Origin of the sequence: Klebsiella sp. JB_Kp042 (genome assembly GCF_040065275.1) — a bacterium.
Lineage (GTDB): Bacteria > Pseudomonadota > Gammaproteobacteria > Enterobacterales > Enterobacteriaceae > Klebsiella > Klebsiella quasipneumoniae.
In genome coordinates this window covers 38,362-57,453 of record NZ_JBEAJL010000085.1, presented here as the reverse complement: position 1 = coordinate 57,453, position 19,092 = coordinate 38,362, and the positions used below count along the sequence as shown (strand labels likewise).

Annotated in this window: 21 protein-coding genes; 15 read left to right on the top strand and 6 right to left on the bottom strand. The window is 59.9% G+C overall.

Translation table 11 applies throughout. The features are described from left to right. Nucleotides 1–6 precede the first annotated feature (6 nt). Complete coding sequence (locus ABLV54_RS15475; protein ID WP_023291680.1) at nucleotides 7–792, bottom strand: DsbA family protein; 786 nt, start codon at nucleotides 790–792, stop codon at nucleotides 7–9. Between the two features lie 225 nt (nucleotides 793–1,017). Here ABLV54_RS15475 and ABLV54_RS15470 point away from each other — a divergent pair, with 225 nt between their 5' ends. The 3 genes from ABLV54_RS15470 to cbpM all read left to right on the top strand — a co-directional run bounded on the left by ABLV54_RS15470 (nucleotide 1,018) and on the right by cbpM (nucleotide 3,069). After that, nucleotides 1,018–1,701 carry a TerC family protein gene (locus ABLV54_RS15470; protein ID WP_032454594.1) on the top strand — a complete coding sequence of 228 codons (684 nt, stop codon included), beginning with the start codon at nucleotides 1,018–1,020 and terminating at the stop codon, nucleotides 1,699–1,701. A gap of 145 nt (nucleotides 1,702–1,846) precedes the next feature. Then, nucleotides 1,847–2,764, top strand: coding sequence for a curved DNA-binding protein (gene cbpA, locus ABLV54_RS15465; RefSeq protein ID WP_023291678.1), 918 nt, complete (start codon nucleotides 1,847–1,849; stop codon nucleotides 2,762–2,764). After that, nucleotides 2,764–3,069 carry a chaperone modulator CbpM gene (gene cbpM, locus ABLV54_RS15460; protein ID WP_020481009.1) on the top strand — a complete coding sequence of 102 codons (306 nt, stop codon included), beginning with the start codon at nucleotides 2,764–2,766 and terminating at the stop codon, nucleotides 3,067–3,069. Before cbpA ends, cbpM begins: the two co-directional genes overlap by 1 nt. A 210-nt stretch (nucleotides 3,070–3,279) precedes the next feature. On the opposite strand, the gene ABLV54_RS15455 is transcribed toward cbpM, so the two are convergent. The 4 genes from ABLV54_RS15455 to ABLV54_RS15440 all read right to left on the bottom strand — a co-directional run bounded on the left by ABLV54_RS15455 (nucleotide 3,280) and on the right by ABLV54_RS15440 (nucleotide 7,754). Further along, nucleotides 3,280–3,651 carry a plasmid partitioning/stability family protein gene (locus ABLV54_RS15455; protein WP_050533649.1) on the bottom strand — a complete coding sequence of 124 codons (372 nt, stop codon included), beginning with the start codon at nucleotides 3,649–3,651 and terminating at the stop codon, nucleotides 3,280–3,282. A gap of 9 nt (nucleotides 3,652–3,660) precedes the next feature. After that, nucleotides 3,661–4,617: a plasmid segregation protein ParM domain-containing protein gene (gene parM, locus ABLV54_RS15450; protein ID WP_032454592.1), complete on the bottom strand. Its 957-nt coding sequence runs from the start codon at nucleotides 4,615–4,617 to the stop codon at nucleotides 3,661–3,663. A gap of 275 nt (nucleotides 4,618–4,892) precedes the next feature. After that, on the bottom strand, nucleotides 4,893–6,308 hold the full coding sequence (gene melB, locus ABLV54_RS15445; protein ID WP_044525156.1) for a melibiose:sodium transporter MelB: 1,416 nt from the start codon (nucleotides 6,306–6,308) through the stop codon (nucleotides 4,893–4,895). Between the two features lie 93 nt (nucleotides 6,309–6,401). Then, a complete protein-coding gene (locus ABLV54_RS15440) occupies nucleotides 6,402–7,754 on the bottom strand; it encodes an alpha-glucosidase/alpha-galactosidase (RefSeq protein ID WP_023291675.1) in 1,353 nt (450 codons plus the stop codon). A gap of 239 nt (nucleotides 7,755–7,993) precedes the next feature. On the opposite strand from ABLV54_RS15440, the gene melR reads away from it, so the two are divergent. Continuing rightward, nucleotides 7,994–8,932, top strand: coding sequence for a transcriptional regulator MelR (gene melR / locus ABLV54_RS15435; RefSeq protein ID WP_004206385.1), 939 nt, complete (start codon nucleotides 7,994–7,996; stop codon nucleotides 8,930–8,932). A 49-nt stretch (nucleotides 8,933–8,981) separates the two neighbouring features. Here the strand turns inward: melR and proP are convergent, their stop codons facing one another. Beyond that, nucleotides 8,982–10,484, bottom strand: coding sequence for a glycine betaine/L-proline transporter ProP (gene proP, locus ABLV54_RS15430; RefSeq protein ID WP_023291673.1), 1,503 nt, complete (start codon nucleotides 10,482–10,484; stop codon nucleotides 8,982–8,984). Nucleotides 10,485–11,028: 544 nt separating this feature from the next. Here proP and ABLV54_RS15425 point away from each other — a divergent pair. The 11 genes from ABLV54_RS15425 to phnN all read left to right on the top strand — a co-directional run bounded on the left by ABLV54_RS15425 (nucleotide 11,029) and on the right by phnN (nucleotide 19,086). Further along, nucleotides 11,029–11,364: a zinc ribbon domain-containing protein YjdM gene (locus ABLV54_RS15425; RefSeq protein ID WP_023291672.1), complete on the top strand. Its 336-nt coding sequence runs from the start codon at nucleotides 11,029–11,031 to the stop codon at nucleotides 11,362–11,364. A gap of 227 nt (nucleotides 11,365–11,591) precedes the next feature. Then, nucleotides 11,592–12,026, top strand: coding sequence for a VOC family metalloprotein YjdN (gene yjdN / locus ABLV54_RS15420; protein WP_023291671.1), 435 nt, complete (start codon nucleotides 11,592–11,594; stop codon nucleotides 12,024–12,026). A 155-nt stretch (nucleotides 12,027–12,181) separates the two neighbouring features. Then, the gene (gene phnF, locus ABLV54_RS15415; RefSeq protein ID WP_023291670.1) at nucleotides 12,182–12,907 is read left to right on the top strand and encodes a phosphonate metabolism transcriptional regulator PhnF; all 726 of its coding nucleotides are present in this window, start codon (nucleotides 12,182–12,184) and stop codon (nucleotides 12,905–12,907) included. Beyond that, nucleotides 12,908–13,360 carry a phosphonate C-P lyase system protein PhnG gene (phnG, locus tag ABLV54_RS15410; RefSeq protein WP_135704543.1) on the top strand — a complete coding sequence of 151 codons (453 nt, stop codon included), beginning with the start codon at nucleotides 12,908–12,910 and terminating at the stop codon, nucleotides 13,358–13,360. It abuts the gene before it with no gap. Continuing rightward, a complete protein-coding gene (gene phnH, locus ABLV54_RS15405) occupies nucleotides 13,357–13,941 on the top strand; it encodes a phosphonate C-P lyase system protein PhnH (RefSeq protein ID WP_008807244.1) in 585 nt (194 codons plus the stop codon). Before phnG ends, phnH begins: the two co-directional genes overlap by 4 nt. Continuing rightward, complete coding sequence (locus ABLV54_RS15400; protein WP_050533647.1) at nucleotides 13,942–15,006, top strand: carbon-phosphorus lyase complex subunit PhnI; 1,065 nt, start codon at nucleotides 13,942–13,944, stop codon at nucleotides 15,004–15,006. It abuts the gene before it with no gap. After that, nucleotides 14,999–15,847 (top strand): alpha-D-ribose 1-methylphosphonate 5-phosphate C-P-lyase PhnJ, encoded by an 849-nt coding sequence (locus tag ABLV54_RS15395; RefSeq protein ID WP_002885202.1) that lies wholly within the window; start codon nucleotides 14,999–15,001, stop codon nucleotides 15,845–15,847. Before ABLV54_RS15400 ends, ABLV54_RS15395 begins: the two co-directional genes overlap by 8 nt. After that, nucleotides 15,844–16,602 (top strand): phosphonate C-P lyase system protein PhnK, encoded by a 759-nt coding sequence (gene phnK, locus ABLV54_RS15390; RefSeq protein ID WP_023291666.1) that lies wholly within the window; start codon nucleotides 15,844–15,846, stop codon nucleotides 16,600–16,602. Before ABLV54_RS15395 ends, phnK begins: the two co-directional genes overlap by 4 nt. A gap of 107 nt (nucleotides 16,603–16,709) precedes the next feature. Then, nucleotides 16,710–17,390 carry a phosphonate C-P lyase system protein PhnL gene (gene phnL, locus ABLV54_RS15385; protein WP_050533646.1) on the top strand — a complete coding sequence of 227 codons (681 nt, stop codon included), beginning with the start codon at nucleotides 16,710–16,712 and terminating at the stop codon, nucleotides 17,388–17,390. Further along, the gene (gene phnM, locus ABLV54_RS15380; RefSeq protein ID WP_050533645.1) at nucleotides 17,387–18,523 is read left to right on the top strand and encodes an alpha-D-ribose 1-methylphosphonate 5-triphosphate diphosphatase; all 1,137 of its coding nucleotides are present in this window, start codon (nucleotides 17,387–17,389) and stop codon (nucleotides 18,521–18,523) included. Before phnL ends, phnM begins: the two co-directional genes overlap by 4 nt. Then, on the top strand, nucleotides 18,523–19,086 hold the full coding sequence (gene phnN, locus ABLV54_RS15375; protein WP_004206368.1) for a ribose 1,5-bisphosphokinase: 564 nt from the start codon (nucleotides 18,523–18,525) through the stop codon (nucleotides 19,084–19,086). The genes phnM and phnN overlap by 1 nt, the downstream gene beginning before the upstream one ends. Nucleotides 19,087–19,092 lie beyond the last annotated feature (6 nt).

The following is a 19,092-nucleotide window of genomic DNA, read 5'->3' as shown; positions in this document are numbered from 1 at the left end:
CGCCGATCAGCCGCCGGCCTTTTTAATGGCGGCTTCGAGCGAGGCTTTATCCGCCAGCCCCGGGAAGACGGTGATGCTGGCTTCCGTGGCGCCAGTAGTCGGCATCACGATCACGCCCGGCGTGCCGCTGAGACCAATCTCCTGCGCCAGGTCGTTAATGCTCTGCAGCACCGGTTCGACGTCGGTGGCCTTCTTCGCATCAAAGCCGGCTTTCTTCGCCTGCTGCTGGATATCCGCCGTCGTCAGCTTGCCTTCGTTATGTCCGGTGGCGTAGATCCCGTTATGGTAGGCCAGATAGGCATCCGCCCCTTTCTGCTGATAGATCTGCAGGCCGGTTTTCGCTGCTTCCAGCGAGCTTTCCCAGCGGCCGCCGAAGATAGGCCACTCTTTAAAAGCGAAGCGGGTCTGCGGATGCGCTTTAATCACCTGCTCCATCACCGGCGCCAGCCGACTGCAGTAGACGCACTGGTAGTCAAAGAACTCAATCACCGTGACTTTGCCGTTGGCCGGGCCGTAGGTCGGGGTATTTTTATCCTGAGTCAGCAAGGCGGCATTCTTCAGCACCGCCTGGGTGGCCGCGCTGGCCTGCTGCTCAGCCTGAATTTGCTGCAGTTTCTGGCTTGCCTGCAGGAGAACTTCCGGGTGGGCGACCAGGTAATCGGCGGCGATTTTGCCGATTTGCGCCTCCTGTTCCGCGGTGAAAGTCGCCGGCGCGTCAGCGGCAGAAGCCATCGCCGGCAGTAAGACAGCGCTCAGCAGGGCGACAGAGAGATATTTCTTGTGGCCAGACATAGTGGGGATCCTTGCGATAAGTGAACAGCAGGTGAGTCTGTATGACAAAATATCACCCTTTTTCGCCGAAGCCTTGCCCGTCGGCGCGTTGATTCGTAACTTTATTTTTCAGGCTCAGGTTTCCCGCGCGACGGCGCGGACCGGCGCCAGTGGTCAACGCTCCCCGGGCGGAGCCCCCGGCGCAACGGCTTTTCGTGGTATTTATTTCAGGTGGTTTCTCTCGATATGTATGCGTTTCTTCAACAATGGGACATGGCGGTGATTATGCTGCAGATTGTCGCCATCGACTTACTGCTGGGCGGCGACAACGCCGTGGTGATCGCCATGGCCTGTCGCAAACTGCCGCCACAAAAACGCACCAAAGCGATCGTTATCGGCACCGTAGGCGCCATCCTGGCGCGCATCCTGCTGCTGGCGATCGCCCTGTATCTCCTGTCGCTGCCGTGGCTGAAAATAGTCGGCGCGCTGCTCCTGATGTGGATTGGCATCAGGCTGGTCAGTAATGAGGAGGACGAGAGCGAGGTTGCCAGCTCCGGCAGCCTGTGGCGCACCGCAGTCACCATCACCGTCGCCGATGTGATCATGTCGCTGGATAACGTGCTGGCGGTGGCCGCCGCAGGCAAAGGACACATTGCGCTGGTCGCCCTCGGCGTGGCGATCAGCATTCCGGTTATCGTCGCCGGCAGCAAGCTGGTGCTGGCCCTGCTCACTCGCTTTCCCGCGGTGGTGCTGCTGGGCGGGATGCTCATCGGCTGGATTGCCGGGTCAATGCTGGTCAGCGACCCTACCCTTCGCCAGCTGTTTCCCACCGCCGGCGACGGCATTGCGCGCCTGGCCGGCGCCATCGGCGCGCTGCTGGTGCTGTTCGCAGGCTGGCGCCGTCGTCCGCGGCCGCAGGTGAAAGACTAGCCGCGCCCGCGACGCCGTTGACCCCGACGGCGTCAAGTTTCCGCCACTTTTCTTCCCCTTCAGGGCGCATTTGCCCTACGCTTTATACAGACGCCTGATCCAGGGAATATGTAACCACCGCACTGAGCATAGATGAGATAACAGCATGGAATTGAAGGATTATTATGCCATTCTCGGGGTGCAACCAACCGACGATCTGAAAACCATCAAGACCGCCTACCGCCGCCTGGCGCGCAAATACCACCCCGACGTCAGTAAAGAAAACGATGCCGAAGCCAAATTTAAGGATCTCGCCGAAGCCTGGGAAGTCCTGAAAGATGAGCAACGGCGCGCGGAATACGATCAGCTCTGGCAGCATCGCAACGATCCCGGGTTCGGTCGCCAGCAGCAGACCCACGAGCAGAGCTACAGCCAGCAGGATTTCGACGACATCTTTTCCTCCATGTTTGGCCAGCAGGCGCATCAGCGTCGCCGTCAGCACGCGTCGCGCGGCCACGACCTGGAGATCGAGGTCGCGGTGTTCCTTGAAGAGACGCTGGCTGAGCAGACCCGCACCATCAGCTATAACCTGCCGGTGTATAACGTGTTCGGCATGATCGAAAGCGAGACGCCGAAAACGCTGAATGTGAAGATCCCCGCCGGGGTGGCCGATGGACAGCGCATCCGCCTGAAAGGCCAGGGGACGCCGGGCGAAAACGGCGGGCCGAACGGCGATCTGTGGCTGGTGATCCACATCGCCCCGCACCCGCTGTTCGACATCGTGGGACATAACCTGGAGATCGTCCTGCCGCTGGCGCCGTGGGAGGCCGCGCTGGGCGCCAAAGTCACGGTGCCCACCCTGAAAGAGAGCATTCTGCTGACGGTGCCGCCGGGTAGCCAGGCAGGGCAGCGCCTGCGTATCAAGGGCAAAGGGCTGGTGAGCAAAACCCACACCGGCGATTTGTTCGCCGTTATTAAAATTGTGATGCCGCCAAAACCAGATGAAAAAGCGCGTGAGCTCTGGCAACAGCTGGCCACCGCCGAAGCCAGCTTCGATCCGCGTAAGACATGGGGGAAAGCCTGATGGCTACAGTAACAGTGACGTTTACCATTACCGAATTGTGCCTGCGTACCGGGGTGTCGGAAGAGGAGCTGACGGAGATTGTCGGCTTAGGCATGATTGAACCGCACCAGCCGCAGGCGGACGCCTGGCTGTTCGACGACAGCGCGGTGACGATCGTCCATCGCGCGGTGCGCCTGCGTAACGAGCTGGAGCTGGACTGGCCGGGGATTGCGGTGGCGCTGACGCTGCTGGATGAGAACGCGCGGCTGACCCGCGAAAATCGCCTGCTGCAGCAGCGCCTGGCCCGCTTTCTCGCCCACGGATAGGGGCGACATCCCGGGTGGCGGCGTACCGTCTTACTGCCGGGTGGCGGCTACGCCTGACCCGGCCTACAAACTAAGCACAGCGCAAGCCGGGGAATTTCCCGGGTCGCGGCGTTCCGCCTTACCCGGGCTACCGGACAGTGTAAACAGTAGCCCGGCTAAGCGCAGCGCAAGCCGGGGAGTTTCCCGGATAGCGCAAACCGCGAATAGCGCTTAGTCCGGCAGCGAACCAGCGAGGTTGCGCGCCGAAACGCTCTCGCTGACCGGCGCGGGCGGCTCCGGCGCCTTAGCCGGGGCGGCCGCTGGGGCGGCTGCCGGGGCGGAAGAGGCCGGCTGGATCTCAAGGAACGAGGCCAGCATCTTGCGCAGCGTTTCCGGTTTAGTGTCTTCCGCCAGCAGCGCCGCCAGCATCGACGGCAAGCGGCTATCGACTTCCCCTAACGCCAGCCCCGCCAGCAGCGCCGTGCGCGACATATCGCCACGGTCGCCGCGATGGTGGGCCTCAATTTTTGCGTCCGCGAAGCGCTCGCTGGCGCTGATATCCGGGCGCAGGTAAATCAGCACTTTTCTGCGTTCCAGAGTCATAGACGCTCCTTAGCCAATAATTTTCAGACCACGCACCAGGGCGAACTGCGGCTCTTCAGCCACCACGAAACGGTCCTCACGCAGGCCCATACGTTCACGAATGGCATCGGCAACCAGCGGCGCGCCGCCGCCAATCACGATGGCATGCGAGTAGCCTTTAAAGCTATCGATAGCCGTCAGGACGCGGGTGGTCAGACGTTCGATGCTGTTAGTGATCACCTTTTTCACCTCAGAAACCGCATCCGGATCGTTGATGTTATCGGTCAGGTACGCTTCGTCATGGCGATTGATAATGATCTGGTCGACGTTATAGCTTGAGGTATCGGTGTTAGCCCGCGCCAGCGCCAGCTTAACGGCGTCGGTCACCAGCGATACGCCCAGCTTCGGGTCGCCGTAAATGCGCGAAACCGAGGTCATCTGCCCGGCGACCATCGAGATATCGAGCGTGGTGCCGCCGAGGTCGATAATCAACACCGAATGGGAGGGCTTGAGTTCATCGCACAGGCTAATGCCCGCCGGAATCGATTCCGGGCGCACGGTGACTTTGGTGATGTTAAACACCACGCCTTTATTCAGCTTAACTTCGCGCAGCAGGCTCTTTTTCTTACGCTCAATGTTATCGAGGCGATATTGCGCATCCTCGTCATAAAATTCAGTCAGCGGCAGCGTCACAACTATTTCGACGTCCTGTGGCTCAAGACCGCTGGTCAGCAGCGCGTGATGGACAGCGATGGAGTTCAACGGGCTGTACTGCCAGTCAATATTATTGGTCGGGAGCGCATCGGGAGTGATCAGGTCGAATGAGTACTTTTCATCATCCACGGTGTAGTTAAAGGGCTTCCCGGAACCGAAGGTGGCAGACCAGCCGCGTTTGAAACTGTTGGGGCTGATATGGGTGAAAGTTTCGCCATCTTGCTCCCACAGCATTTTGATATTGGTTGAACCATCATCGATAAAAATGCGCATTGCATTGCTCCATCACTGAGACAAATAAGAGAAAAATGTAACACCCAAAAAGAGTAGCAAGAGTTAAAAAGCAGCGCAAGAGCACGAAAAAGAGACAATTCTGAGTTTTAATTGAGAACAATTGGAGCAAATAACAACTTCACGAACCTAAAGAGAGAATATTTTGAGAAAAATTAGAGAAATTCGATTTCTCTTTTCGTCCGCTTTCAACGCTCATTTTTGTCCAAAAAAGAGAGCATCCCTCCCCTCTTTCGTCAGCTGTTTTCGAACGCTTTTTACACCTGGTTGGGTACCACAATGGGCCGTTCCGGCTCAGCCACATTTTCCGGTACCCGGCGATATTTATCCAGCAGGTGAATCTGAATGCGACGCAGCATATCGCCGTTGAGCTTGTAATAGCGGAAATAGAGAAACAGCGTCAGGGCAAAAAAGAGCGTCGGCAGCGCAATCATAATCGCCTGCATCCCCAGCAGCGTCTGGGACGACTGGGCCACATTCGGCACATAACCGATGATACCGAGCACGATGGCGATAAACCAGGCCGCGAACGCCGAGCCCGCTTTCACCACCAGCGTCTGCACCGAATAGGCGATACTTTCGCAGCGGATGTTCATCGTATATTCGCCGTAGTCGACGGTATCGGCCACCATAATAACCTGCAGCACCCAGAACAGCGCGGTGCCGATATTCAACAGCACGCCGGCCAGCGAAATCAGCGCGACGTTGTAGACCCCGCTCAGCGCCATCAGCAACAGCACGCCGCAGCCCAGCACCGGCATGATCGAAGCGCCCGCCCACAGAATGCGCCGCGACAGCCCTTTCACCAGCCGCGGAAACAGCACCAACGTCAGCAGGTTCGCCGCGCCGGCGTAGGACATGTAATACGGGAACATCTCCGCGCTGCCAATCACGTAGGTAAAGTAGTAAATCGCAAAGCCAGCGATAATATTCGCCGCCGTGTTATAGGCCAGCGCCATGCCCAACAGGCAGGCCAGCTGATCGTTTTTATAGATCAGCGCCACCATCTGGCGCAGTGAGAGATGGCTGGCATCCTCGCTCACGCCGCTATCCGAGGAGTAAACCTCGTGGACGTTACGCAGCGTGACGAGGGTGGAAACCACGAAGAAGGCGATCAACACCAAGGTGAACATCTGGAAACCGAAACCGCGGTCGGCGCCGCCCACGGCGCTGACAAACGGCAGCGTGACGCCGGCAGTGACGAATCCCGCCAGGCTGGCGAAAAAGCGTGGATACGGCACCAGCTGTTCACGTTCGCGTTTATCAAGGGTAATGGTCGGCACCAGCGACCAGAACGGCACATCCATGATGGTGTAGGTGAACCCCCACAGCAGGTAGGTCAGCCACACCCATGCCAGCAGCGCCCCGCCGGAGAAGTGATGGGCGCTGAACAGCATATACAGCACCACCGAGTTGGTTATCGTGCCAATCAAGATCCACGGTTTGAATTTCCCCCATCGCGATCGCGTACAGTTGACGATCCAACCCATGATCGGATCGGCTATCGCATCGAGGATCCTCGCCACCAGAAACAAGGTGCCGACCACCCCAACCGACAGTCCAACAATATCGGTGTAGTAATACATCAGGTACATGTAGACGATACCGATAGCGAAATCTTTACCAAAGGCACCAAATCCGTAGCTGAGCTTTGTTGTCATTGAAATACTCATAGGGTACAGGTCGCTGTCGCCAGCGCCTCCTTCAGTGTTTGATAGAGCATGCAGGACGCCGCCAGGGTCGTTGCCCCCGGCGGCATGAGAAGATTAACGATGCAGCCAGGACGGCAGCCAGTCGCCGTGGCTGGCGATCAGATCGTCCACCAGCGCGTAGATCTCTTCGATCCCCAGCACCGCGGCGGTGTGCGGATCCATCATCGTGGCGTAATAGACGTAATCGCGATTTTCGGTGAGGATCGCTTCCGTGAGCAGCGTCTGCACGTTGATGTTGGTCTGCATCAGCGCCGCCAGATGCGCCGGCAGCGCGCCCACTTTGGTCGGCTGAATGCCGTTGGCGTCCACCAGGCAAGCCACTTCCACGCAGCAGCCCTGCGGCAGGTTGTCGATAAGGCCGTCATTGCGTACGTTGCCATACACCACGCTTGGCTCGCCGGTCCAGATGGCGTTCATGATGGTGCTGGCATACTCACGGGATGGCTTCACCTCGATGCGCTCGCCGCGCTGATAGCTCTCCAGCTCCTGATGCCAGTTGGCCAGTTGCTCGACGCAGCGTTTCGGGTATTCATCCAGCGGCACTTTATAGCGGGCGATAAGGTCCTCGCGGCCCGGCTTGATAAACCATGGCGTGTATTCGGCAAAATGCTCCGATGACTCGGTCACAAAGTAGCCGAGCTTTTTGAACATCTCATAGCGGACAATGTTTTCGCAGCGCGGGTTACCGTGCAGGTTAGGCTTCGGCGCGCGCCCGTCGGCGTAGGCCTGCAGCAGGTCGGGATAGAGGCTGACATAGCTGCCGTCGGCGAGCTTTTTCTCCAGCGAGAGATAGAACGCCATATGGTTAATCCCGGCGCAGCGGTAGCGTAAATCCGCCGGGTTGAGGTCAAGATCGCGCGCCAGTTCTTCCGCCGTTCCCTGCACCGAGTGGCACAGGCCAACCTGTTTAATATGCGGGTAGCGGGCGTACATGGCCCAGGTGTTCATCGCCATTGGGTTGACGTAGTTAAGCAGGGTGGCGTCCGGGCAGACCTCGGTCATGTCGTCGCAGATAGCCCACAGGTGAGGTATGGTGCGCAGGGCGCGCATAATGCCCCCCGGACCCAGCGTATCGGCGATGGTCTGCTCCAGGCCATGGCGTTTACAGACCTCAAAATCGGTGACGGTACAGGGCTCATAGCCGCCAATCTGGAAGGCGACCACAACGAAATCAGCGCCCTGCAGGGCGGTTTTGCGATCGCGATGGCAGCTGATTTCGCCCTTCGCGCCGACGGAATCCATCAGCTTGCGCACCACGGTATGCGACTCTTCCAGCCGGGTGTCATCGATATCCATCAGCGCGACATGCGCCGATTTCAGCGCCGGGCGCTGGAAAACATCACCGAGAATATTTTTAACGAACACCGTCGAACCGGCGCCGATAAAGGTAATTTTTGGGGCGGTCATTACGCTCTCTCCATCTGGTCATTGAACCCTTGCAGAGTGGCACGCCGTTCAGCGTTGCGCTGCCCTGTTCCCACCGGAGCATTCCCGAAAGCTCAGATCGGCCATTAAGCGCCACAAAATCTGAGTTTTCGGGAACAGATTGCGCAAAAAGGAGAGAAAATGGGCCGATTCTTCCGCTAAGCTGTCGTCAGTTCTGGCGAAAAATGCAGCCACTCTGACAATTCAGGAATACGCTAACGATGGAATACCGCTTCACCTCCCTGCCCCCCGATCCCTTTATGTGCAGCAGCGATGAAAAGCAGAGCCGCAGCCCGCTGGCGCTCTACTCTGAGTATCAGCGTATGGATATCGAGCTGCGCCCGCCGCACGCCATGCCTACCAGCCACTGGCATGGCCAGGTGGAGGTCAACGTGCCGTTCGATGGCGACGTGGAATATTTGATTAATAACGAAGTAGTGCGCATAGAGAAAGGCTATATCACCCTGTTCTGGGCCTGTACGCCGCATCAGTTGACCCGCCCGGGGGATTGCCAGCAGATGGCGATCTTTAACCTGCCGATGCATCTGTTTCTCTCATGGCCGCTGGACCGGGAGCTGATCAACCACGTCACTCACGGGATGGTGATTAAATCCCTTGCCGCCCAGCAGCTGAGCGCCTTCGAGGTGCGCCGCTGGCAACAGGAGCTGAACCACGACAATGAACAGATTCGCCAGCTGGCGATCGATGAAATCGCCCTGATGCTGAAGCGGCTGAGCCTCGCCGGCTGGCAGCCGATTCTGGTCAACAAAACCTCGCGCACCCATAAGAACAGCGTCTCGCGCCATGCGCAGTTTTATGTCAGCCAGATGCTGGAGTTTATCGCCGCCCACTACGACCAGGCGCTGACCGTCAATGCCGTCGCCGAGCACGTTAAGCTCAACCCGAACTATGCGATGGGGGTATTCCAGCGAGTGATGCAGCAAACCATGAAGCAGTACATTACCGCCATGCGCATCAATCACGTGCGGGCGCTGCTGAGCGATACCGACAAGACCATCCTGGATATCGCCCTCACCGCCGGTTTCCGCTCCAGCAGCCGCTTCTACAGCACCTTTACCCGCTACGTGGGGATGCCGCCGCAGCAGTACCGTAAACTCAGCCAACAGCGTCGTCACGGTCTGGCCTTGCCGGAGGCATAAAAAATGCCGCCGGGGTTTCCCCAGGCGGCATGATTAGCAGTGAAAACAGTTAGTCGTTGATACGCGGATGCTGCTGCACCAGACGCGACCGTTTTGCCTGCAGATCGGCGATCTCCTGATCGATATCTTCGATTTTTTGCTCGATGTTATCGTAGTGCTCGCCAAGGATTTCTTTCGCTTCCTGGATGTCCGACGCCGCCGGGGTCGCCCCTTTCAGCGGACGGTTAGCGGTCTCTTTCATCGACAGGCCCGTCGCCATACCCACCACCGCGATTACCATCAGGTAGTATGCCGGCATCATCAGGTTCTGAGTGGTTTCCACCAGCCACGCCGCCAGGGTTGGCGTCAGACCGGCAATCAGCACCGAGATGTTAAAGGCGCTGGCCAGGGCGCTGAAGCGGATGTGGGTCGGGAACATCGCCGGCAGCGAGGAGGCCATCACCCCGATAAAGCAGTTCAGCACCACCGCCAGCAGCAGCAGACCGGCGAAGATCAGGCTAGTCACGTTGCTGTTGATCATAATGAAGGCCGGGATCGACAGGGCAAACAGCGCCACGCTACCAATCAGGATAAACGGGCGACGGCCGAAACGGTCGCTAAGCATACCGATAACCGGCTGTACAAACAGCATCCCGACCATGATAGCGATGATGATCAGCACCCCATGGTCTTCCGAGTAGTGCAGGTTATGCGACAGGTAGCTCGGCATGTAGGTCAGCAGCATGTAGTAGGTCACGTTGGTGGAAATCACCAGACCGATACAGGTCAGCAGGCTGCGCCAGTGCTTAGTGGCAATCTCTTTAAAAGAGACCTTCGGCCCGTCCTGCAGACCTTCACGATCGCCCTGCTCCATGGTGTCCACATGCTGCTGGAACGCCGGGGTCTCTTCCAGCGCATGGCGCAGATAGAGGCCGATGATGCCTAGCGGCAGCGCCAGGAAGAACGGGATACGCCAACCCCACTCAAGGAAGTTCTGTTCACCCACTACGCTGGAGATCAGGACCACCACGCCGGCCCCCATCACAAACCCGGCGATAGAGCCAAAGTCCAGCCAGCTGCCCATAAACCCGCGTTTACGGTCAGGGGAGTATTCCGCGACGAAGATCGACGCCCCGGTATATTCACCACCGACCGAGAAGCCTTGCGCCATTTTACACAGCAGCAGCAGGATCGGCGCCCAGATACCTATCGTGGCATACGAAGGAATAAGGCCGATACAGAAAGTACTTATCGACATGATCACGATAGTTATCGCGAGAATTTTCTGCCGACCGTATTTATCGCCCAGCATCCCGAAGAACAGGCCGCCCAGCGGACGAATTAAAAATGGAACGGAGAAGGTACCGAGCGCGGCAATCATCTGCACGCTTGGGTTGGCATCGGGGAAGAAGACTTTACCTAAGGCGTAGGCCACAAAGCCGTAGACGCCGAAATCGAACCACTCCATCGCGTTGCCCAGCGAGGCCGCGGTGATCGCCTTTTTCAGTTTACCATCGTCGATGATGGTCACATCCTTAAGGGTGATGGGCTTTATTTTTTTCCTTTTAAGCATATTTTTCCTCTGCTACTCCGCCTTGAATGCACGTCTCTTCGCCGAATGGCAAAGCCATTCGCAACGTGCGTCAGGAGCGGTGAATTGCTGTGCTCCTCATTTCAAGCGTAGCAGGTTTGCCTGCACTGTCTGCTGACAGAATGTACAACCGAACCTGTTGACGCCTGCTGTGGCTACTGGTGAATAAATGGAGCGGCTCATCGTCATAATTGATGAAATTGACCTGCTCCCCTTTTTTACCCTAACAGTGTTTATATCTGCGATCAACTTCACATAAATTTACCGCCTAATTACAGAGTCCCAGAAAATAAATAAGTTCATTTCCTGCCGTTTGCCCGGAAATTATTTCGTCGGTGTTGTTCCATCTCCGGCGGTTAATTTCAGCAATTATTCGGTTCTTCCCGGAATAGCGCCCCGGCTATTTTTTAGCAAAAAAACACCCGACAAAAGTGGGTGATTGCGCTATAATCATAGCCACTTTCGGCTCTCAGCCGCTGTTTAAAGGACCAACGTCCTGTTTTTCGACGACATCACGAGGAACGTCATGCAACTGCCACACTGCCCAAAATGCGATTCGACTTACACTTATGAAGACAACGGCATGTACATCTGCCCGGAATGCGCCCATGAGTGGAACCCTGCCGAAGCCACGGAAGAAAACGACGTTCTGATCGTTAAAGATGCCAATGGCAATTTACTGGCCGATGGCGACAGCGTCACGGTAGTGAAAGATCTGAAGGTTAAAGGCAGCTCTTCGATGCTGAAAATCGGCACCAAAGTGAAGAATATCCGTCTGGTCGAAGGCGATCACAATATTGACTGCAAAATTGACGGTTTTGGCCCGATGAAGCTGAAATCTGAATTCGTCAAAAAGAACTGATTTATTTCCGGGCAGGCGACGCGATTATTTTCCCCTATCGCCGTCGCCGCTCCCGATATCCTCACTGCCCTTCGCCTCCCTGCGCATCCGGTTATTTATCCCGCCAGCCGCCGCTATTTACGCTGCCGCCTGCAGCACTATTCCCGCCCCATTTTCGCGCTGCCGTCTGGCTCAATCCCGCTGTGGGCGACTACGCTTTACGGGTTACGGTCACTGAGGTATTCACCATGTCCTTAAGTCCCTACCTTGCCTTTGCGGGCAACTGCGCCGAGGCGATCGCCTTCTATCAGCAGACGCTGGGCGCCGAGCTGATGTTTAAAATGACCTTTGGCGAAATGCCGCCTTCGGCGCAGGAAGCCTCTGACGGCTGCCCGTCTGGCCAGAAGATGGCGGATGACGCCATCGCCCACGCCAGCCTGCGCATCGGCAACGGCGAGCTGATGCTAAGCGACAGCGCCTTCGGGCCCGATGTGCATTACGCCGGCTTCACCCTCGTCCTCGATCCCAACGATGTCGCTGAAGGCCAGCGCTGGTTCGACGCGCTGGCGGTCGGCGGGCGCATTGAGATGGCCTGGCAGGAAACCTTCTGGGCCCACGGCTTCGGCAAAGTCGTCGATCGCTTTGGCGTCCCATGGATGATCAACGTGGTCAAACAAGGCTGACCCCGCCAGGGCGGCCTGGCCGCCCTGTCATCCGTCTGGCATTAACTCTTCATCCTTTAGTCATCATCACTTAACAGAACTGCAACATAAACCGGTCAGGATCGGCTCACAACGCGAGGAGGCTCCTCGCCTATGCTGTGTGAGGCTTGATGACCATGCACCTGTCCAGACATCCGACCAGTTATCCCACGCGCTATCAGGAAATCGCCGCCCGGCTTGAGCAGGAGCTGCGCCACCACTATCGCTGCGGCGACTATCTGCCCGCCGAGCAGCAGCTGGCGACGCGCTTCGACGTAAACCGCCATACCCTGCGTCGGGCTATCGACCAGTTGGTTGAGCGCGGCTGGGTACAACGCCGTCAGGGCGTCGGCGTGCTGGTGCTGATGCGGCCGATCGATTACCCGCTCAACGCCCAGGCGCGGTTCAGCCAGAACCTGCTGGAACAAGGCAGCGATCCCACCAGCGAAAAACTGCTGTCGGTACTGCGCCCCGCCAGCGCGCACGTTGCCGAGGCCTTTGGCATTAGCGAGGGCGAGAATGTCATCCACCTGCGCACCCTGCGCCGGGTCAATGGCGTCGCCCTGTGCCTGATTGACCACTACTTTGCCGACCTGCGCTTCTGGCCGGTGTTGCAGACCTTCAGCCACGGCTCGCTGCACAACCTGCTCCGCGATCGGCTTGACGTCGAACTGACCCGGGTGCGTACCAAAATCAGCGCCCGTCGCGCGCAGGCGAAAGAGAGCAAGCTGCTGGAGATCCCCAATATGGCGCCGCTGCTCTGCGTGCGCACCCTCAACAGCCGCCAGGGCGAGCAGGCCGTCACCGAATACTCCGTCAGCCTGACCCGCGCCGACATGATTGAATTCACCATGGAGCACTGAATGCACTTCGATACCGCCACCCGCCAGCGCTGGATGTCCGTGCTGGCCCACAGTGAACCGCAAGATCTTCTGGCACGCATGCACGCCCTGCAGCTGGCGCCGGAGTATGAGCTGATCCGCTCTCCCGAGACAGGCCTGGTGCAGCTTCAGGCCCGGATGGGCGGTATCGGCGACCGTTTCTTCGCCGGCGACGCCACGCTCACCCGGGCGGCGATACGTCTGGCCGATGGTACGCTCGGCTACAGCTGGATCTTAGGCCGCGACCGCCCGCACGCCGAACGCTGCGCGGCCATCGACGCCCTGCTGCAGTCGCCCCGCCATTTTCACAATTTAATGGAAACCCTGATAACCCCGCTGGAAGCGCTACGCAGCGCGCGCATTGAAGCCCGACGCGCCGAAGTCAACGCCAGCCGGGTCGACTTCTTTACCCTGGTTCGCGGAGATAACGCATGACCTTACAACCCGCTTTTACCCTGGCTGTGCAGGATGCCCAACACAGTTTTCGTCGCCTGCTGAAAGCGATGAGCGAGCCGGGGGTGATTGTCTCCCTGCAGCAGTTGCAGCACGGCTGGCAGCCGCTGAACGTCGCCTCCACCAGCCTGCTGTTGACCCTTGCCGATCACGAAACGCCGGTCTGGCTCGCCAGCGCCCTGCATAACGATCTGGTGGGACAGAATCTGCGCTTCCATACCGGCGCGCCGCTGGTGGACCAGCCGCAGCAGGCGGTCTTTGCGGTCGCCAATGACGGCATCAGCGCCGAGCAGCTCAACGTCCTCTCCGCGGGCACCGTCACCGCCCCGGAGACCGGCGTCACGCTGATCGTCCAGCTCGCCAGCCTGAGCGGCGGGCGCATGCTGCGCCTGACCGGGGCAGGCATTGCCGAAGAGCGAATGATCGCCCCTCAGCTGCCGGACTGCATCATTGACGAACTGACGGAGCGCCCGCACCCGTTCCCGCTGGGCATTGACCTGATCCTCACCTGCGGCGAGCGCCTGCTGGCGATCCCGCGCACCACCCACGTGGAGGTTTGCTAAATGTACGTTGCCGTCAAGGGCGGCGAGAAGGCGATCCGCGCCGCTCACGCCTTACAGGAACAGAAACGACGGGGCGATGGACGGCTTCCCGAACTGAGCGTTGACCAGATAAGTGACCAGCTCAATCTGGCGGTGGACCGGGTGATGACCGAGGGCGGCATCGCCGATCGCGAACTGGCGGCGCTGGCGCTCAAGCAGGCCAGCGGCGATAACGTCGAAGCGATCTTCCTGCTGCGCGCCTACCGCACCACCCTGCCGCGGCTGGCGATTAGCGAACCGATCGACACCGCCGGAATGCGTCTCGAACGCCGCATCTCGGCAGTGTACAAAGATATCCCCGGCGGCCAGCTGCTGGGCCCCACTTACGACTACACCCACCGCCTGCTCGATTTTACCCTGCTGGCAAACGGCGAAGCGCCTTCTGTGCAGCAAGCCGAGTGCGACACGCAGCCGACGCCGCACGTCTTTAGCCTGCTCACGCAGCAGGGGCTGGCGAAGGCCGAGGAAGATCGCGGCACACCGCCCGACGATATCACCCGCACCCCGCCGGTCTACCCCTGCTCGCGTTCTTCGCGCCTGCAGCAGCTGATGCGCGGCGATGAAGGCTACCTGCTGGCGCTGGCCTATTCGACTCAGCGCGGCTATGGCCGCAACCATCCGTTTGCCGGCGAGATCCGCAGCGGCTACGTGCAGGTGGAGATTGTCCCGGAAGAGCTGGGCTTTAGCGTCAATATTGGCGAGCTGCTGCTGACCGAATGCGAAATGGTCAACGGCTTCGTCGCCCCGCAGGATGAACCGCCGCACTTCACCCGCGGCTACGGTCTGACCTTCGGCATGAGCGAGCGCAAAGCGATGGCCATGGCCCTCGTCGACCGCGCCCTGCAGGCGGCGGACTATGACGAAGAGATTGCCGGTCCCGCCCAGGATGAAGAGTTTGTGCTGGCCCACGCCGATAACGTTGAAGCCGCCGGCTTCGTCTCGCATCTGAAGCTGCCGCACTATGTCGATTTCCAGGCCGAACTGGCGCTGCTGAAACGCCTGCAACGGGAGAACGAACGTGGCTAACCCACTGACTGGCTATAACTTTGCTTATCTCGACGAGCAAACCAAGCGCATGATCCGCCGGGCTATTCTCAAAGCGGTAGCCATTCCCGGCTATCAGGTGCCGTTCGGCGGTCGCGAAATGCCGATGCCCTACGGCTGGGGCACTGGCGGCATCCAGTTGACCGCCAGCGTCATCGGCGAGAACGACGTGCTGAAGGTGATTGACCAGGGCGCCGATGACACCACCAACGCGGTGTCGATCCGCCAGTTCTTTAAGCGCGTAACCGGCGTCGCCACCACTGAGCGCACTGAAGACGCCACCCTGATCCAGACCCGCCACCGCATCCCGGAGACGCCGCTGGTGGAGGATCAGATCCTGATCTATCAGGTGCCGATCCCGGAGCCGCTGCGCTTTATCGAGCCGCGCGAAACCGAAACCCGCACTATGCACGCCCTGGAAGAGTACGGCGTGATGCAGGTGAAACTGTATGAAGATATCGCCCGCTTCGGCCATATCGCCACCACCTACGCCTACCCGGTGAAGGTCAATGGCCGCTACGTGATGGACCCCTCGCCGATCCCGAAATTCGATAACCCGAAAATGCACATGATGCCGGCGCTGCAGCTGTTCGGCGCCGGGCGCGAAAAGCGGATCTACGCCGTGCCGCCCTATACCCCGGTGGAAAGTCTCGATTTCGACGACCATCCGTTTACCGTTCAGGAGTGGGATGAGCCTTGCGCCATCTGCGGCTCGCGCCACAGCTACCTCGACGAAGTGGTGCTGGATGACAGCGGCCAGCGGATGTTTGTCTGCTCCGATACCGACTATTGCCGCCAGCAGAGCGAGGGGCAGAAAAAATGAGCCAGCCGTTACTTGCCGTCAATCACCTGACCCATCTCTATGCCCCGGATAAAGGCTTCCGCGACGTCTCCTTCGAACTGTGGCCGGGGGAAGTGCTCGGCATCGTTGGGGAGTCCGGATCCGGTAAAACCACCCTGCTGAAGGCGATTTCCGCCCGCCTGACGCCCCAGCGGGGCGAGGTGCTGTACCAGCAGCGCTCGCTGTACGCCATGAGCGAAGCCGAACGCCGCCGCCTGCTGCGCACCGAATGGGGGGTGGTGCATCAGCACCCGATGGACGGCCTGCGTCGCCAGGTCTCCGCCGGGGGCAACATCGGCGAACGGCTGATGGCCACCGGCGCGCGCCACTACGGCAACATTCGCGCCACCGCCGAAAAGTGGCTGCAGGAGGTGGAGATCCCGCCCTCGCGCATCGACGACCTGCCCACCACCTTTTCCGGCGGCATGCAGCAGCGCCTGCAGATCGCCCGCAATCTCGTCACCCAGCCGAAGCTGGTGTTTATGGATGAACCCACCGGCGGGCTGGATGTGTCCGTGCAGGCGCGGCTGCTTGATCTGCTGCGCGGCCTGGCGGTGGAGCTGAATCTGGCGGTGGTGATTGTCACCCACGATCTCGGCGTCGCCCGCCTGCTGGCGAACCGACTGCTGGTGATGAAGCAGGGCCAGGTGGTGGAGAGTGGCTTAACCGACCGGGTGCTCGACGATCCGCATCACCCTTACACCCAGCTGTTGGTGTCGTCGGTATTGCAGAACTGACGCTGTTTTGCCGGGCGGCGGCTGCGCCTTACCCGGCCTGCAGATGCGTTATTCGTAGGCCGGGTCAGCGAAGCGCCACCCGGCAACTCAACCCCGTGAGGGCTAACATGATCCGCGTTGAAAACATTCATAAAACCTTTGTTCTGCACCAGCAGCACGGCGTGCGTCTGCCGGTGCTGGCCGACGCCTCGCTGACCGTTAACGCCGGGGAGTGCGTGGTGCTCCATGGCCACTCCGGCAGCGGCAAATCGACCCTGCTGCGCTCGCTGTACGCCAACTATCTGCCGGACAGCGGACATATTCATATCCGCCACGGCGACGAATGGGTCGATCTGGTCACCGCCACGCCGCGCAAGGTGCTGGAAGTGCGTCAAACCACCATCGGCTGGGTCAGCCAGTTTCTGCGGGTGATCCCGCGCATTTCGGCGCTGGAGGTGGTGATGCAGCCGCTGCTCGACCTCGGGACGCCGCGTGAAGCGAGCGCCGCCAAAGCCGCCCAGCTGCTGACCCGCCTCAACGTTCCCGAACGTCTGTGGCATCTTGCGCCGTCGACCTTTTCCGGCGGCGAACAGCAGCGGGTCAATATCGCCCGCGGTTTTGCGGTCGACTATCCGATCCTGCTCCTCGATGAACCCACCGCCTCACTGGATGGCAAAAACAGTGCTGCCGTGGTCGACCTGATCCACGATGCCAAAGCGCGCGGCGCGGCCATCGTCGGGATTTTCCATGACGAAGGGGTACGCCGTCAGGTCGCCGACCGGCTGCACCCCATGGGAATAACAGCATGATTATCAATAACGTAAAACTGGTTCTCGACGATGACGTGGTCCACGGTTCGCTGGAAGTCCAGGACGGTCGCATTCTCGCCTTCGCTGAAAGCCAGAGCCGGCTGCCGCAGGCGCTGGATGGGGAAGGCGGCTGGCTGCTGCCGGGCCTTATCGAACTGCATACCGATAACCTCGACAAATTCTTTACCCCGCGACCGAAGGTGGACTGGCCAGCCCACTCGGCGATGAGCAGCCACGATGCAATGATGGTCGCCAGCGGCATCACCACCGTGCTCGACGCCGTGGCGATTGGCGACGTGCGCGATGGCGGCGATCGTCTTGAGAATCTGGAGAAGATGGTCAATGCGGTGGAAGAGACGCAAAAGCGTGGTCTTAACCGCGCCGAGCACCGCCTGCACCTGCGCTGCGAGCTGCCGCATCACACCACGCTGCCGCTGTTCGAAAAGCTCATTGACCGCGAGTCAGTGAGCATGGTCTCGCTGATGGATCACTCCCCGGGCCAGCGCCAGTATGCCGATCGCAGCAAGTACCGCGATTACTATCAGGGAAAGTACCATCTGACGCATGACGAGATGGATCGTTTTGAAGCCGAGCAGATGGCCCTGGCCGCCACCTGGTCGCAGCCCAATCGCCAGACCATTGCCGCCATGTGCCGCGCCCGCCGTATCGCCCTCGCCAGCCACGACGACGCCACCGAGGCGCATGTGGCTGAATCCCACCAGTTGGGTAGCGTGATCGCCGAGTTTCCTACCACCCTGGCCGCGGCGCAGGCTTCACGTCAGCACGGGATGCACGTCCTGATGGGGGCGCCGAATATCGTGCGCGGCGGTTCCCACTCCGGCAACGTCGCCGCCCACCAGCTGGCGAACCACGGTTTGCTCGACATTCTCTCTTCCGACTACTACCCCGCCAGCCTGCTGGATGCCGCATTCCGCATCGCCGACGCCGAGGATAACGCCTTCACCCTGGCGCAGGCGATCCGTCTGGTCAGCAAACATCCGGCGCAGGCGCTGGGCCTTGACGATCGCGGCGTCATCGCCGAGGGGAAACGCGCCGACCTGGTGCTGGCGCACCGTCGCGGCGAGCATGTCCACATCGACCATGTCTGGCGCCAGGGAAGGAGGGTCTTTTAATGCCGGGGAAACTGATTTGGCTGGTGGGGCCCTCCGGCTCCGGTAAAGACAGCCTGCTGGCGGCGCTGCGCCAGCGCGAGCACCCGCAGCTGCTGGTGGCGCATCGTTACATTACCCGGCCCTTTAACGCCGGTAACGAAAACCATATCGCCCTCAGCGAACATGAATTTTTTACCCGCGCCGAGCAGCATCTCTTTGCCCTCAGCTGGCACGCCAACCATACTTACTATGGCATTGGCGTGGAGATCGACCTCTGGCTGCACGCCGGCTTCGACGTGGTGGCCAATGGCTCCCGCGCCCATCTGGCGCTGGCGCGGGAACGCTACGGCGAGGTGCTGGTGCCGATCTGTCTCGCCGTCTCGCCGCCGGTGCTGCGCCAGCGGCTGGAGCAGCGCGGCCGGGAAAATGCGGTGGACATCGCCCAGCGTCTGGACCGCGCCGCGCGCTATAAGCCGGACGATTGCCTGACGCTGAATAACGACGGCAGTCTCCGACAATCGGTCGATGAATTTTTCCGCCTGCTGCGCAGCCACGCGGTGCGCGAAGCGGATCCGCTGGTATAAACACAA

Coding starts and splice junctions, on each gene's coding strand:
- ABLV54_RS15475 (WP_023291680.1), bottom strand. CDS start 792: ATGTCTGGCCACAAGAAATATCTCTCTGTCGCCCTGCTGAGCGCTGTC.
- ABLV54_RS15470 (WP_032454594.1), top strand. CDS start 1,018: ATGTATGCGTTTCTTCAACAATGGGACATGGCGGTGATTATGCTGCAG.
- cbpA (WP_023291678.1), top strand. CDS start 1,847: ATGGAATTGAAGGATTATTATGCCATTCTCGGGGTGCAACCAACCGAC.
- cbpM (WP_020481009.1), top strand. CDS start 2,764: ATGGCTACAGTAACAGTGACGTTTACCATTACCGAATTGTGCCTGCGT.
- ABLV54_RS15455 (WP_050533649.1), bottom strand. CDS start 3,651: ATGACTCTGGAACGCAGAAAAGTGCTGATTTACCTGCGCCCGGATATC.
- parM (WP_032454592.1), bottom strand. CDS start 4,617: ATGCGCATTTTTATCGATGATGGTTCAACCAATATCAAAATGCTGTGG.
- melB (WP_044525156.1), bottom strand. CDS start 6,308: ATGAGTATTTCAATGACAACAAAGCTCAGCTACGGATTTGGTGCCTTT.
- ABLV54_RS15440 (WP_023291675.1), bottom strand. CDS start 7,754: ATGACCGCCCCAAAAATTACCTTTATCGGCGCCGGTTCGACGGTGTTC.
- melR (WP_004206385.1), top strand. CDS start 7,994: ATGGAATACCGCTTCACCTCCCTGCCCCCCGATCCCTTTATGTGCAGC.
- proP (WP_023291673.1), bottom strand. CDS start 10,484: ATGCTTAAAAGGAAAAAAATAAAGCCCATCACCCTTAAGGATGTGACC.
- ABLV54_RS15425 (WP_023291672.1), top strand. CDS start 11,029: ATGCAACTGCCACACTGCCCAAAATGCGATTCGACTTACACTTATGAA.
- yjdN (WP_023291671.1), top strand. CDS start 11,592: ATGTCCTTAAGTCCCTACCTTGCCTTTGCGGGCAACTGCGCCGAGGCG.
- phnF (WP_023291670.1), top strand. CDS start 12,182: ATGCACCTGTCCAGACATCCGACCAGTTATCCCACGCGCTATCAGGAA.
- phnG (WP_135704543.1), top strand. CDS start 12,908: ATGCACTTCGATACCGCCACCCGCCAGCGCTGGATGTCCGTGCTGGCC.
- phnH (WP_008807244.1), top strand. CDS start 13,357: ATGACCTTACAACCCGCTTTTACCCTGGCTGTGCAGGATGCCCAACAC.
- ABLV54_RS15400 (WP_050533647.1), top strand. CDS start 13,942: ATGTACGTTGCCGTCAAGGGCGGCGAGAAGGCGATCCGCGCCGCTCAC.
- phnK (WP_023291666.1), top strand. CDS start 15,844: ATGAGCCAGCCGTTACTTGCCGTCAATCACCTGACCCATCTCTATGCC.
- phnL (WP_050533646.1), top strand. CDS start 16,710: ATGATCCGCGTTGAAAACATTCATAAAACCTTTGTTCTGCACCAGCAG.
- phnM (WP_050533645.1), top strand. CDS start 17,387: ATGATTATCAATAACGTAAAACTGGTTCTCGACGATGACGTGGTCCAC.
- phnN (WP_004206368.1), top strand. CDS start 18,523: ATGCCGGGGAAACTGATTTGGCTGGTGGGGCCCTCCGGCTCCGGTAAA.